The organism is Bifidobacterium breve DSM 20213 = JCM 1192 (assembly GCF_001025175.1).
Classification (GTDB): Bacteria; Actinomycetota; Actinomycetes; order Actinomycetales; family Bifidobacteriaceae; genus Bifidobacterium; species Bifidobacterium breve.
The window spans coordinates 147,895-162,126 of sequence record NZ_AP012324.1 but is presented as its reverse complement, the minus strand read 5'-3'; the positions used below and the strand labels follow the sequence as shown (position 1 = coordinate 162,126).

At 60.9% G+C, this 14,232-nt stretch carries 8 protein-coding genes; 1 reads left to right on the top strand and 7 read right to left on the bottom strand.

Going from position 1 to position 14,232, the window contains the following annotated elements; all coding sequences use genetic code 11:
• Positions 1-21 precede the first annotated feature (21 nt).
• The 3 genes from grpE to pulA all read right to left on the bottom strand — a co-directional run bounded on the left by grpE (position 22) and on the right by pulA (position 7,959).
• Positions 22-705 carry a nucleotide exchange factor GrpE gene (grpE, locus tag BBBR_RS00550; protein WP_003827988.1) on the bottom strand — a complete coding sequence of 228 codons (684 nt, stop codon included), beginning with the start codon at positions 703-705 and terminating at the stop codon, positions 22-24.
• Complete coding sequence (dnaK, locus tag BBBR_RS00545; protein WP_003827987.1) at positions 705-2,585, bottom strand: molecular chaperone DnaK; 1,881 nt, start codon at positions 2,583-2,585, stop codon at positions 705-707. The genes grpE and dnaK overlap by 1 nt, the downstream gene beginning before the upstream one ends.
• 247 nt (positions 2,586-2,832) lie before the next feature.
• Positions 2,833-7,959 (bottom strand): type I pullulanase, encoded by a 5,127-nt coding sequence (pulA, locus tag BBBR_RS00540; protein WP_003827986.1) that lies wholly within the window; start codon positions 7,957-7,959, stop codon positions 2,833-2,835.
• 316 nt (positions 7,960-8,275) lie between these two features.
• On the opposite strand from pulA, the gene BBBR_RS00535 reads away from it, so the two are divergent.
• A complete protein-coding gene (locus tag BBBR_RS00535; protein WP_003827985.1) occupies positions 8,276-9,301 on the top strand; it encodes a LacI family DNA-binding transcriptional regulator in 1,026 nt (341 codons plus the stop codon).
• Here BBBR_RS00535 and BBBR_RS00530 read toward each other — a convergent pair whose 3' ends face one another.
• The 4 genes from BBBR_RS00530 to BBBR_RS00515 form a co-directional block, all read right to left on the bottom strand.
• Entirely contained in the window at positions 9,302-10,105 is an 804-nt protein-coding gene (locus BBBR_RS00530; protein WP_003827984.1) for a TraX family protein, read from the bottom strand.
• Between the two features lie 184 nt (positions 10,106-10,289).
• On the bottom strand, positions 10,290-11,171 hold the full coding sequence (locus BBBR_RS00525) for a sugar ABC transporter permease (RefSeq protein ID WP_032738209.1): 882 nt from the start codon (positions 11,169-11,171) through the stop codon (positions 10,290-10,292).
• Between the two features lie 35 nt (positions 11,172-11,206).
• Positions 11,207-12,580, bottom strand: a complete 1,374-nt coding sequence (locus BBBR_RS00520; protein ID WP_003827982.1) for a carbohydrate ABC transporter permease — start codon at positions 12,578-12,580, stop codon at positions 11,207-11,209.
• A 370-nt stretch (positions 12,581-12,950) separates the two neighbouring features.
• Positions 12,951-14,192, bottom strand: coding sequence for an extracellular solute-binding protein (locus BBBR_RS00515; protein ID WP_003827981.1), 1,242 nt, complete (start codon positions 14,190-14,192; stop codon positions 12,951-12,953).
• Between the last annotated feature and the right edge of the window lie 40 nt (positions 14,193-14,232).

The following is a 14,232-nucleotide window of genomic DNA, read 5'->3' as shown; positions in this document are numbered from 1 at the left end:
TCGTTAGCGAGCTGGCCGTTATCAGTTTTGCGGGGAGGCTACTACTACTCGGGCGGCGCGGATTACGCGGTCGCCGATACGGTAGCCGGCTTCCACCACGGTGTCGACGGTTTCCTTGTCGGCATCGGCATCCGGCTTGTGCAGGATTGCCTCATGCTTGGTGGGGTCGAAGTCCTCGCCCTTTTCGCCGAACTTCTCGACGCCGAACTTCTCGAAAGCCTTGTCGATCTTGGCAGCCACCGCCTTGAACGAATCGTCCATCTCGCTGTTCTCGCGAATGCGGTCGATGTCGTCAAGGGCCGGCAGCAGCGCGGTCAGCACGTCGATAATGCCATGCTGGCGGAAGCGCTCCTGCTCCTTCTGCGCACGATTGCGGTAGTTGATGAACTCCGCGCGTTCGCGCTGCAGGGCTTCGAGGTAGTCGGCGGCTTCCTTCTTGGCCTTGCCGAGAGGGGTGAGGGTGTCTTCAGAATCAGACTGGCCTTCGCCAGTCTTCTTTCCGGCATCCGACTTCTCTCCCTCAGCTGCGGCAGGAGCCGCGTCGGCTCCTTCATTGGAAGGAGCCTGGGCAGCCGAATCCTGCGCAGAGCCAGACTCGGCGGAGGCGTCAGCCCCTGAAGAGGCCTGAGCGGCCTGGCCGGCAGCCTCAGCATCTGAGGGATCCGGCAGGTCGTTCAGGTAGTCGTCCTTGTTGAACTCGGACATCACTTGTTGTCCTTGTCGTCATCGTCGTCCACGACCTCGGCCTCGACGGTGTCGTCGTCAGAACCGGAGGCGGAGCCAGCGGAAGCGCCGGCCGCACCGGCACCAGCCGCGGCACCTTCAGCACCCTGCTGGGCGTAGAGGACCTGGCCGATCTTCTGAGCGGAGGTCATCAGCTCACCCTGAGCGGTCTTGACCTTATCGGTGTCGTCACCCTTCAGGGCTTCCTCCAGAGCGTTCACCTTGTCGGTGACTTCCTTGACGATGTCGTCGGACAGCTTGTCCTTGTTGTCGTTGACGAGCTTCTCGGTGGAGTAAGCGAAGGCTTCAGCCTGGTTGCGGGTCTCGGCGTCTTCCTTGCGCTGCTTATCCTCAGCCTCGTGAGCCTCGGCTTCCTTGACCATGCGGTCGATCTCGTCCTTCGGCAGGCCGGAACCACCGGTGATGGTCATGGACTGCTCCTTGCCGGTGCCCTTATCCTTGGCGGACACGTGCACGATGCCGTTGGCGTCGATGTCGAAGGTGACTTCGATCTGCGGGACGCCACGCGGAGCCGGAGCGATGCCGGTCAGCTCGAAGGTGCCCAGCGGCTTGTTGTCGCGAGCGAACTCACGCTCACCCTGGTAGACCTGAATCAGCACGGACGGCTGGTTGTCTTCAGCAGTGGAGAAGACCTCGGAACGCTTGGTCGGAATGGCGGTGTTGCGGTCGATGAGCTTGGTCATGATGCCACCCTTGGTTTCGATACCGAGGGACAGCGGGGTCACGTCAATCAGCAGGACGTCCTTACGGTCGCCCTTGATGACGCCGGACTGCACGGCAGCGCCGACAGCCACAACCTCATCCGGGTTCACGGACTGGTTCGCTTCCTTACCACCGGTGAGTTCCTTGACCAAGTCCTTGACGGCGGGCATACGAGTGGAACCACCGACGAGCACCACGTGGTCGATGTCGCTCACGGAGATGCCGGCGTCGTGCAGCACGTTGTTGAACGGCGTGCGGCAGCGGCCCAGCAGGTCGGAGGTCATTTCCTCGAAGTGCGCACGGGTCAGGGTCTCGTCCAGATGCACCGGGGTGCCGTCAGGGGTCATGGCCAGGTACTGCATGGAGATGGAGGTGCTGGTCGAGGAGGACAGCTCCTTCTTGGCCTGTTCAGCGGCTTCCTTCAGGCGCTGCAGAGCGATCTTGTCCTTGGACAGGTCAACGCCGTACTTGTTCTTGACTTCGCCGACCAGCCAGTCGATGACCTTCTGATCCCAGTCATCGCCACCGAGGTGGTTGTCGCCGTTGGTGGCCTGCACCTGAATGGTGGAGAAGCCGTCGTCGTCCTTGCCGATCTCCAGCAGGGAGACATCGAAGGTGCCGCCGCCGAGGTCGAAGACCAGGATGCGCTCGTCTTCCTTGCCCTTCTCCAGACCGTAGGCCAGAGCAGCTGCGGTCGGCTCGTTGATGATACGCAGAACGTTCAGGCCTGCGATCTTGCCGGCGTCCTTGGTGGCCTGACGCTGGGCATCGTTGAAGTATGCCGGGCAGGTGATGACAGCATCGGTGACGGGCTCACCGAGGTAAGCCTCAGCGTCCCTCTTCAGCTTCATCAGAATCTGTGCGGAAATCTCCTGCGGGGTCCACTTCTTGCCGTCGATGTCGACGGTCCAGTCAGTGCCCATGTGACGCTTGACAGAAGAAATAGTGCGGTCAACGTTGGTCACAGCCTGACGCTTGGCCACCTCGCCGACGAGGATTTCGCCTGACTTGGAGAACGCGACCACGGACGGGGTGGTGCGCATGCCCTCAGCGTTGACGATAACGGTGGGCTCGCCACCTTCCAGCGTAGCGATGCAGGAATTCGTGGTGCCCAGATCGATACCAACTGCACGTGCCATAATGTGTGCTCCTTAATTATTCGTTTGTTCTTACGTTGTTCGCTCAAGTTCCTTGGTTGGTTCTTGGGCCTTCCAAAACTTGAGCCTACATCACTCAACTTCTGTTTGGCAAGTTCTATTCCCAAATTCATCACAAAAGTTGAGCGATGTAGGCTCAGGTTTTTTGGAGCGGCTCTGAGCCACCCCCAGTCAGCTTCGCTGACAGCCCCCGCCAGCGGGGGCCACTCAGCAACTGACGCGGTGTGGACTACTGTTCGGAGCCCTCCTTACTGTTGACGACATTGCCGCCCTTGGAGAACCGCTGCAACAGCATGCCGGCAGCGGTCATCACCAATACGGCGACCGCCATGACGGACAGGGCTACGCCGGTGTTGGGCAGAGCGGCAGCGCCGAACTGCTGGGATTGGCCGGCCGCGGTGTCGGATGCGCCGTTGGAGGCGTTGCCGTCACCGGTCTGACCATTGCCGTTGCCACTATCGCCCGGAGTACCCGGGGTGGCTGTGCCGCCCGACTGGTTATCGTCCTTGCCGTCGTTGTTGCCCGGCTTGGAGGAATCGTCCTTGCCGCCATCAGGCTTGGTCGAATCATCGTCGGCGCCGGCCTTGAGCACGGCAGCGGCGAGCGCTCCGGCCTGGTAGCCGTCAGCGCCCACGGTGGTTGCAGCATTCTTATCCTGCGTCTCCGTCACCTTGCCATCGGCGGCCAGCACGGTGTACTTGCCAGCCGGCACGGCCTCGACCGTTGCGGCCGATTCGTTGGCGTTGAACACCACCACATACGTGTCGCCGCCGTCCTTCAGCTGGTAGGCCACCACGCCGTCGGACTGCTGCAGCACCGTCATGTTCTTGGCGATGTCATCATAGCTGCTCAGGTGCAGGTTCTTGATGGACTTGCGCAGGGCGATCAGGCCCTTCACATAGTTCACGGAACCCGCCTGCTCGACCGTGCGGTTCCAGTCGATGGCGTTCACCGCGTCACCGGCGTTGTAGCTGTTGCCATTGCCGCCCTTGGTGCGCAGGAACTCCTGGCCGAACTGCATGTCGGCGATGCCCTGCGAGAGCAGAATCAGCGAGTCGGCGAGCTTGGCGCGAGCGAGTCGCGTCTCCTCGGAGTCGTTGGGCGCGCTCTTGACCAGCTTGTCGTACAAGGTCAGGTTGTCGTGGATCTCGACGTACTGCACCACCTGATCCGCGCCGCCGTAGTTCGTGTCGGCGGTGCCGTTGTTGCAGTGGCCGTTCTCATCGATGCCCTCGCGCTTGTTGTTGCAGCCGAGCACGTTGGTGGCGATGAGGTTCTCCTTGTCGGCCTTGCCGGCGATGAAGCCGGTGTCCTCGTCGGAGAACACGCTGCCCTTGATCGCGTCGCGCAGGGAGTCGTTGAAGAACGCCACGCCCTTGACCTTGGAGGCATTGGGCTGCGTGGTTTCCTGGTTGCCAATGGCGTCAGTCATATCCCAGCCTTCGCCGATGACGAGAATCGACGGATCGATCTCGTCAAGCGCCGCACGCACCTGATTCATGGTGGTCTGGTCAATCAGACCCATGAGGTCGAAGCGGAAGCCGTCCACGTTGTACTCGGTCGCCCAGTACTTCACGGAATCGACGATGTACTTACGGGCCATCGCACGCTCGGAAGCCACGTCGTTGCCGCAGCCGGAGCCGTTGGTCAGGTTGCCATTGGCGTCGTAGCGGAAGTAGTAGCCAGGCACGGTCTTGTTGAAGGCGTGTTCGGAGGCGTTGTAGACGTGGTTGTAGACCACATCCATCACCACGTACAGGCCGTTCTTGTGCAGCCCGGAGACCATCTGCTTCATTTCCTTGACGCGAGCGCTCGGGTCACTCGGGTCGGAGGAGTACGAGCCTTCCGGCACGTTGTAGTTCTCCGGATCGTAGCCCCAGTTGTACTGCGCGCCGTAGCTCAGATCGCCGGTCTCGTCCACGGAACCGTAGTCGTAGACGGGCATGATCTGCACATGCGTCACGCCGAGCGACTTGAGGTAGTCGATGCCGGTGGACGCCGCGCCCTGCTTGCCGTCGACCGTGGTGCCCTCCTCGACGAAGCCGAGATACTTGCCGCGATTGGCTTCGGAGACGCCGGAGTTCGGGTTGATGGTCATGTCACGAACGTTCGCCTCGGTGATGATCGCGTCGGTCGGCTTGCTGAACGACGCCATGCGCTTGCCGGCATCGCCCTTCTCCTTGCCGGAGAGCACGACGGATCGCTCGCCGTTGGCCACGGCGGCGGTCGCGTACGGGTCGGCGGACGTGTTGACCGTGCCGTCGGCGAAGGTCAGCTCGTAGTCGTAGGCGTAATCCTTGAGATCCTTGTCCACGGCGAACGTCCACACGCCCTTCTTGCCGGACTTCTCCAGCGTCACGGCGTCGGTCTGCGCTGCCTTCGGATCGGTGGAGTCGGCGTACAGGCGCAGCGTCACCTTGGTGGCGGTCGGCGCCCACAGCTTGAACGTGGACTTCTCGGCCTTGTAGGTCACGCCGAGATCATCGCCGTCGTAGGCGTACTTCTTGTCGAACGCGTCAGAGCGCACGACGGCGCCGAGCGACACGTTCTGTGCGCCGTAGTCCTCGATCGTCACCTTGTAGGCCTTGGTCACGTCAAGATTGTCGGACGTGGTAATGGTCACGGTGTTCCCGCTAGCCTTCACGTCCTTGATCTTCACACCCTCGACCGACACCGCGTCGGCCGGCTTGTCGATGGTGAGCGCCTTGTTGAGCTTGACCGTGATGGTGTTGAAGTCGGTCATTTCGGCGGAGACGATCATGCCCTTGGCGTCGTAGAGCGTGCCGTTGGTGTAGATCGTCGTGTCGCCCTGCACCAGCCAGATTTCGGCGGATGCGGTGCCGTCGGCGTTCACGGTGATGGCGGACTGCGGGATCGTGCGGTTCTCGTCGTTCGGATCCTTGGCTTCCCAGCTGTCGCCGCCGTAGCGCACGATGAACTGCGGAGTGCTCATGCCGCTGCCCTTGAGCGTGTACTTGGCGATCAGGCCGTAGTCGTCGTGCTCGGTGAACGGGTAGGCAGCACCGTTGACGCCGTCGGCCCAGCCCCAGATGTCCCATGCCTTCATGCCGTCTTCGCTGGTGTAGTCGTCGGCGAGGCGGTGGTAGTGGATGGTCACGTCGATCTGGTTGGCGGCCTTCTTGTAGCCGTCGGGGGCTTCGGTGAGCGTTTCGTCCGGATTGGCGCCGTCGACCCAGATTTCGGCGGTGCCGGTGGAGCCGTCGATGGTACGGTCGCCGCCGACCTTGTCCCAGCCTTCGGTGGTGACGATCACACCGATCTTGGCGGCGTCGTACGCACCATCGATGGTGGTCTCGAACACCTTGCCGTAGGAGTCCTCGCCGGTGAAGGCGTGCCACGCGCCGTTCAGGGTGGCGCCGTTCTTGTCGGTGCCCCACATGTACACGCCGCGATCGGCGACGGCGTCGCCTTCGGCGGGCTTGTAGTGCACGATCACCTTGGTCTTGGGCTGGTACGACTGCACATCGGAGGGCACGCCGGCGCTGGCCTCGTGGTCGGCGACCGCCGTCCAGTGGCCCTGCGCGGTGTAGTTGCCGCCGCCATTCGGGTTGTCCCAGTTGTCGCCGCCGTCGGTGAATACGTATTCGAAGGACTTGCCCTTCGGATCGACCGTGAACTTGACCCAGCCGTTGCCGGCGTCGGCCATCAGCTCGTGGCCCTGCTCGGCCCAGCCGTCGATACCGTAGTGGAGGTACGCCTGCTTCCAGCCGTCGGGCAGCTTGTAGTAGATGGTGCGGCTCGTGTCGGCCGCGGCCTTCTTGGTCTCGTCGTTGACGGACAGGTCCGGATCGGACGGATCGGACTTGGTCGTGCCGGTCCAGGAATCCTTGGTCGCGCCCGCGTAGATCGCGATGGCGGAGTTCTTCGCGAGCGTCGCGTCGAACGTGCCGTCGTCCTTCACGGTCACAGTTGCAGAGCAGTCGCCGGTGGCGTACACGTTGCAGTATTCGCCGGCGGGCAGTGACGTCTGGAACGTCTGCTTGGAGTCGTCGGCGCTGTTGTTGAGCGCGAGGTAGCCGACGTCGCCGCGACCGAAGCCGAGCACGTTGGTGTCGTACGCCTTCCAGTTGGTGACGTCAGTGCCGTTGACCGCGTTGTGGAAGCCGATCATGCCGCGGATCGCGGTCCAACGTTCGGCGCACTGCCAGGTGCCGGAGGTCATCGAGCCGTCGGTCGGGCACTCCATGTCGGGCACGGAGGTTTCGGTGGCGCCGGGAGCGCCGTCGTCGGAGTTGTCGAAGTAGTAGCCGGAGTAGATGTGCGGCTGGCCGTAGTCGTACGCGAGCATGAACGCATTCGCGAGCAGGTACTTCGAGCCCTTCTTATAGGTGATGGCCGATCCGCGCTCGGTATCCCAGTTGGTCACCCACACTGCGGCCTTGTCGGAGCTCACCCAGCCGTCGCCGCCGACCTTCGCAAGGCCCTTGCTGGCGTCGGTGATGTCGCCGGCGAAGGCGACCGACAGGTGGTTGGTGAAGTTGAATTCGGAGACCTTGCCGTTCGCCACATAGTTGCTCGGCTGGATTTCCGCGGCTTCGGAGGCGTTGCCGATGACTTCCTGCTCGAAGAAGATATCGTCGGCGTTGCGGCCGGACTTCTCGGCGAGCTTGGCCTTGATGGCGGCCACGTCGGCCGTGGCGATGTGTTTGACCGCGTCGACGCGGAATCCGTAGACGCCGAGGTCGAGCAGGCGGTTCATGTAGTCGGCGAGCTTGTCCTGCACGTATTCCTGGCTGGTGTCGAGGTCCTGCAGGCTGGTCAGGCGGCAGTTCTGTACTTCGTCGGCGTTGGTGTAGTCGCCGATGTTCTTGGTGCAGTCGTGGAAGTTCTCTTTGGCGTACGGGATTGCGGGGAAGTTGCCCTCGCCGTCGTACTTGCTGCCGGCGACGCCGGTGCCCTCGCCCTGATCGGCGCCGGTGGTGTGGTTGATGACCGAGTCGGCGATGATCTCGACGCCCGCCGCGTTGCACGTGGCGATCATGGTCTTGAACTCGGCTTCCGTACCGAGCTTGGAGTCGAGCTTGTAGCTGACCGGCTGGTAGGAGGTCCACCATTCAGTGCCCTGGATGGACTCCATCGGCGGGGAGACCTGTACGTAGCCCACACCTTCGGGGCCGTAAGCCTCGGTACACTCCTTGGCCACCGAATTCCAGTTGGTTTGGAATGCGATGGCGATCACATCGCCCGGCGCGCCAACAGATGTGCGCGCCTGTGCATTGGCCTCGGCCTCGTCCGCAGAAGCCGGCAATGCTACCAGTGTTGTGGCAGACATTGCCACCGCTATGCCGGTTACGGCAAGGCGTTTGGCGAGCGAGCTGAATCGTCGTACGGCCATATGAGTCCTTTCTCTCATCCTTGAGCATTGACCGCACGAACCATGAAGGGAACCCCCCTATCGCACGGTCAGACCGTTGACAACGTTTGCAACACTTTCAGCACCACTCCTGCAGAAACGGCATGCAGCACAGTTGACAGACTGCATACGTTCGCAACACTATGTCCCAATCAGCATACCACACCAAGCAACACTTCCCCCAGCTTCGCGCTAACGTTTGCAGTATATGATACAAATGATTACACATCGTGGATGGCGCAACCCGTTAGGGGGATTACGTGGCATAGCCGATACCACGAATTGCACGAGGAGGAACATGGGCAAGGCAGACATCTACCAAGTAGCCAAGGAGGCCGGAGTCTCCATTTCTACAGTGTCGCGCGCCTTCACCCGACCGGAACTCGTCTCGGCGAAGACCCGCCGCAAGGTGCTGGATGTGGCCGATAAGCTCGATTTCAACATCTCCCGCTCCGCCACCGCCCTGAAGTCCGGACAGACCTACCGTGTGGCGATGCTGATGAATGAGGAGATCACCAGCTGGTTCAATACGCAAACGTTCGCGGGCATCGAATCGGTGATGCATCCGGCCGGCTATGACATCTCGCTGTTCCAGCACATCGATACCGCCGCAAACCGTCATGAGTTCTTCACCGACCTGCCGATTCGCCGCAATGTCGATGCCGTTTTCGTGGCCTCGTTCGCTATCGATCCGCACGAGGTCGAGCAGCTGCAGCGCATTCATGTGCCGATCATCGGCATCAATACGCCGTCTTCCGAAAGCTTTGACGCCACCATCAGCATCGACGACGAAAAAGGCATGTACACGGCCGCGCAGCATCTCATCAACCTCGGTCACAAGCACATCGTCTACCCCTGTTCCGAGGCAGCCGGGCTGGATTCCTCGATTGACGCACGCGCACAGGGCTTCATCAACGCCTGCAAGGACGCCGAAGGCAAGCATGACATCAATTGGGAAGTGCTCTCCGTGCCGCGCGGCCCGGCCTTCGCCGACTCCGCATTATCCGCGCTGCTGGCGATGGATGAGTTCCCGGACGCAATCTGCTGCCAGATGGATATGATGGCGATTCCGCTGGTGCTCAAGCTGGAGCGTTACGGACACCGCACGCCGCGCGATTATTCGATTGTCGGCTTTGACGACAGCCCCTATGCCGACACCATCAACTTGACGACCATGCGTCAGGATCCGTATGCGATGGGCCGCGCAGCTGCCAATAAGGCGTTGACGCTCATCAGCGGCAAGACGCTCTATGACCCGCACGAGGTGCTCGAGGCACAGCTAGTGCCGCGCAGCACCGATATTCCATTCGGGGAAATGGCGTAACTAGGCCAGCGCGCCGATAATCAAAAGCACTGGATAGACCGCGTACCAGGCCCACTTGGTCCAAGACTGCTTGAACCCGACTTCGTCATTGCGGTAGTGCAGGAAGGCCACACCAATACCGGGCGTAATGCACATCACGGCACCCAGCAGCCCGGCGGTGAACATCATCGTATTTTCACGCGCGTTCAGGAAGTAGAACACCAGCACAAACAGCAGCGTCAGCACACCGGTATACATAATCCGCTGATCCACGCCCACGCGCAGCAGCAACGCCCACAGCAGTCCGGCCAGAATGACTACAATGGTCAGCAGCCAACGCACCGCAGCCGCACCACCTCGCTGAGCACCGGACCACGGGCGCAGACTCTCCCCGCCGTACTGGTATGCAATCCAATCCACCAGCATGAGCACGACCAGGGCGATGACCAAGCCATACACCGAGTTCTGCGCGCTCAAGTCGAATGGCTTGCCGGTCATAATCAGGTCGTACGGCACATCGCTGACCACCGCGACGATGAACAGACGGAGCACATATTTTCCAATGCTGCCCGTATGCCGGTAGCCGTCGAACAGCAGCCATGAGTAGATGGGGATGGCGCACCATGAAGCCGCCGTGCACGCCACCACCACGGTCAGTGCAGCCATGTCCTGAGTCGGGTCGCCCAACATGGCCGGCAGGACCGAGACGCCGGCCACGCCCAATGCCATGAATAGGGCGCCGATCATCTTGAGACGGAATACGGACAGGCCCTTGCGGCGGCGCTTCTCACCACGCCGCTGCTTTGCCATCTCCACTTCGTTCATAAGGTTGCGCCTTCCTGTTCTGGCCCCCCTCTTCAGAGGGGAGCCAAGTTAAACCCCACTACTTAACGGCTCAGTCCTGCAATTACGAACTCGCCTGCGGCGAGGCTCAATCCGACCTTCGCCCGGCTATCGCCTCGCTCAGGCTGACGCTACAGACAGCCCACCGGGCTGTCTGCTTAACGCGTCAGCCCTTAACCGAACCAGACATCGATTCCTGGTAGAAGCGCTGCATGACGATGAATAGGATGGCGATCGGGATGGAAATCACCACGGCTGCTGCGGCGAAGCGCGCGTACCAGTTCTGGATGTATTCCTTCTGCAGCATGAGCCACAGGCCGAGGGCCACTGTGTAATTGGACTGCGTGCGGCAAATCACCTTGGCCATCACGAAGTCGAGCCACGGGGTCAGGAAGCCGATGATGGCCTGGTAGACGATCATGGGCTTACAAATCGGGATGATGATCTTGGTGAACACCTGCAGACGGGTGCAACCGTCCAGCAGCGCGGCCTCGTCAAGCGAGGTCGGAATCGTATCCATGTATCCCTTCATCACGTAGAAGCCCGCGCCGGTACCGGCGGAGTAGACCAGAATCAGGGCGATGGTGGTCATGCCTTCGCTGGTCAGACCCACGGCCTTCAAGATGAAGTAGATGGCGGAAACGGCCATGATGCCGGGGAACATGCCAAGCACCAGCACCACGTTCATGAAGGTCTTGCGGGCGCGGAAGCGCATGCGGCTCATGCAGTAGGCCACGGACAGCACGAACACCACCGAGATGAGGCACACGAAGCACGCCACGATGAACGTGTTCATGAACATCTTCGGGAAGTTCAGCACCGAGCGGTCGGTGAACAGCGTGATGTAGTTGTCGAGCGAGAACTCGGTGGGGAAGAACGTCTTGGTGTAGGGTGCGGTGTTCTTGTTGAAGCTCTCCGCAAACACCCAGACAATCGGAATCAGCCAGATGATGGCCATGACTCCCAGGAAGAGATAGGAGAGGACGTCGCCAAGAATACGACGCTTCTTGGTGTCATGCATCAGACCGTGCGATTCAGGTTGCTTCATACGGGAAGCCTGTACGGCCTGCTCGGAATGCCTGCTCATCGGAATGTCTCCTCGTTCTTGTAGGAACCGGAATTGCGGTAGGTGATCAGCGACACCACCGCGAGGACGATGAACGTCATGATGCCAATCACGGCACCGAGGTTGTAATCGTTCTTATCGACGGTCAGCTTGTACAGCCAGGTGATCAGAAGGTCGGTCTTGCCTGCGGAATCGCCGACCGGCACCGGGTTGCCGCCGGACAGCAGGTAGATCACGTTGAAGTTGTTCACGTTGCCGGTGAACGTGGTGATCAGGTACGGGGTAAGCACGAAGATGATGTACGGCATGGTGATCTTGGTGAAGATCTGCCACCAGTTCGCGCCGTCGATCTTGGCCGCCTCGTACTGATCGGTCGGGATGTTCTGCAGAATACCGGTGACCTGCATGATGGTGTACGGAATACCAACCCACAGGTTGATCACGATGACCGTGACGCGAGCCCAAGTGGCATCCGTGAAGAACGGCAGAGCCTGATCAATCCAACCCCACTCCATGAGCAGGCGGTTGATGGCGCCGGTGGGCTGAAGCATGGTGCGCATGACCAGCAGGGAGACGAACTGCGGCACGGCGATGGACATGGAGAAGCACGCACGCCAGAAGCCCTTGAAGCGCGTGGTCTTGCGGTTGATGACCATCGCGAAGAACATGCCGATAAAGAAGTTCAGGAAGGTGGCGAAAAACGCCCAGACCAGCGTCCAGATGGTCACCTGCAGGAACAGGCGGGCGTTGACGGTGCCGCCGCTGTTGGAGAACACCTTGGCGAAGTTGTCGAAGCCCACCCAGTCGAACAGCACCAGATGGTTGCGGTCGTAGCTGGTGAATGCCATCGAGATCATGAAGATCAACGGCAGAACAGTGAAGACCAGAATGCCGAGCGTCGGCAGGAACATGAGCAGTCGGTGCACCTTGGCATTGGTCAGCTCATGCAGATCGTCGCCCAGGCTCGGGGCCTTGCCCTGTTCTCGAGTCAGGCACTCGGCCTTGTATGCGGACTTGAGCGAGACCGTCCACAGATAGACGAAGAGCAGGCAGAGCACCACGGTGCAGACGCCGTACAGCAGAATGACCACGGAGTTGTCGCCCTGGGTGTACTCCCAGAAGCCGTCGACGAGTACCTTGCCCTGCTTCTGGTCGCCCAGGCTGGGGAGCTTGGACAGGCACGTGATGCCGTTGGTGAACAGAAATACGAAGAATGCGATTTCAAGGACCAGCAGTGCCACGCCCTTGACGTATTGCTTGCGAACGATGTTGCCCAGTCCGAATACGACTGCGGATAGTTTGGTGAACACATCGCCCTTGGTAAGCGCGTTGCCTACCGAGTATGGCGAGGGCGCCACATAATCTGCACCCATTTTGCGGCGGCGCTTCATCTCGCGCGGGGAAAGTGCTGCTGCTGTCATCGCACCCTACCGCCTCTCACTGTAAATGATGGAAACCGTTGCTCCAGGCCGCGATGCCCGGCTTGTTGTTTGTTTGTCTTCGCTTAAACCCGTTCAAAGCCCGGACACCGCATACACGTTGCCCGAGCTCTGCCGGCAATGAAGAAGGAGAAACAAAGAAGGTTGAAACCGTCGATAGGTGAGGGGCTGCGAGCGGATGCAACGGCTTCACATCATCCGCCCGCAGCTGGCGTACCTTACGGACCCCTCATATTTGATTGTTGGTTATTCAGTTATAGGTTGGGTTGGCCAGTGCAGAGGAGTGGTCCGCGCCGGCCAAGTGCTGCGAGCCGTCAAGCGATTACTTGGCGTAGGAACCGACCTGCTCGACCCAGGCGTCGGTCTTGGCCTGAGCGTTGTCTACGGTGACTTCCTTGTTGAGGATGGCGTCGCCGAAGGCCTTGGCCGGATCCCACCAATCAGCCATGCCGGCCAGACCGGACTGCAGAATGGCGGTGTTGGCCATGGTATCGGTCTGTCCGATGGCCACCGGGTCATCGGCGGTCAGATCGGTGAGGGTCTTGTCGGTCGGGATGATGTTGCGCACCGTGTAGTGCAGCTTCTGGGACTCGGTGGAGCCGAGGTAAGCGGCGAACTGGGCAGCGGCCTTCGGGTTCTTGGCGTTCGGGTTGTAGGCGGCGGCCTTGGTGGCGGCGAAGGACTTCATCTGCTTCGGTGTACCGTTCACGGTGAAGGTCGGCAGCTGGGCGACGCCCATGTTGGCGCCGAGGGCTTCCTTGATGTCGGCAGCGGACCAGGAGCCGGAGAAGAAGGCCTTGACGGTGCCGGCCTGCATCTCGGACAGGCCGGAGTTGTCGGCGCTGTTGTGGAAGTTCGGGTTGGCGGCAAGGTCGACCAGGTACTTGGTGATGTCGCCGGCGTCCTTCGGGAACACCATGCCGGCATCCTCGTCAGTGCCGTCCTCACCGAAGAGGGTCAGACCATCGTAGAAGCCACCGATGTACCAGGAATCGTTGAGCGGGAAGGCGACCGCAGCCTTGGAGACCATAGTGTCGAGGCTCTTGATGTCATCCTCGGAGAAGGTGGACTTGTCATAGTACATGAACCAGGTGTTGTCGGTGTAGGGAACGCCGTACATCTTGCCGTCGGAGCCAGTCACGGAGGCGACTTCCAGGTCGCCGTTCTGCTCCTTGACCTGCTTCTCGGCGTCAGAGCCGAGCTCGCCGATGCCCTGGGCCTTCATCAAAGCGCCGAGCTGATCGGAGGCGAACATGTAGACGTCCGCGGCGGCGGTCGGATCGGTCTGGACCTGGGTGGCAGCGTCGCCCTCGGAGAGCACGTCGTTCTTCCAAGTGATCTTGTACTCGGGGTGCTCCTTCTCGAAGTTGGCCTCGACCTGGCTCAGCCAGGAGTCGTTGCCGCCGTCCTGGTCCTCCTGCGGGGCCCACACGCTCAGGGTCACATCTTCAGTGCCGCCGGACTTTGCGTCGCCGGCATTGTTGGAGCCACCACATGCGGCGAGGGGCAGCAACATAGCTGCGGCAGCAGTGAGGCCGATAGCCTTCTCCCAATCGATCTTCATTGATCTGTCCTTTCCTGATTCGGTGTCCTAATCCGATGAT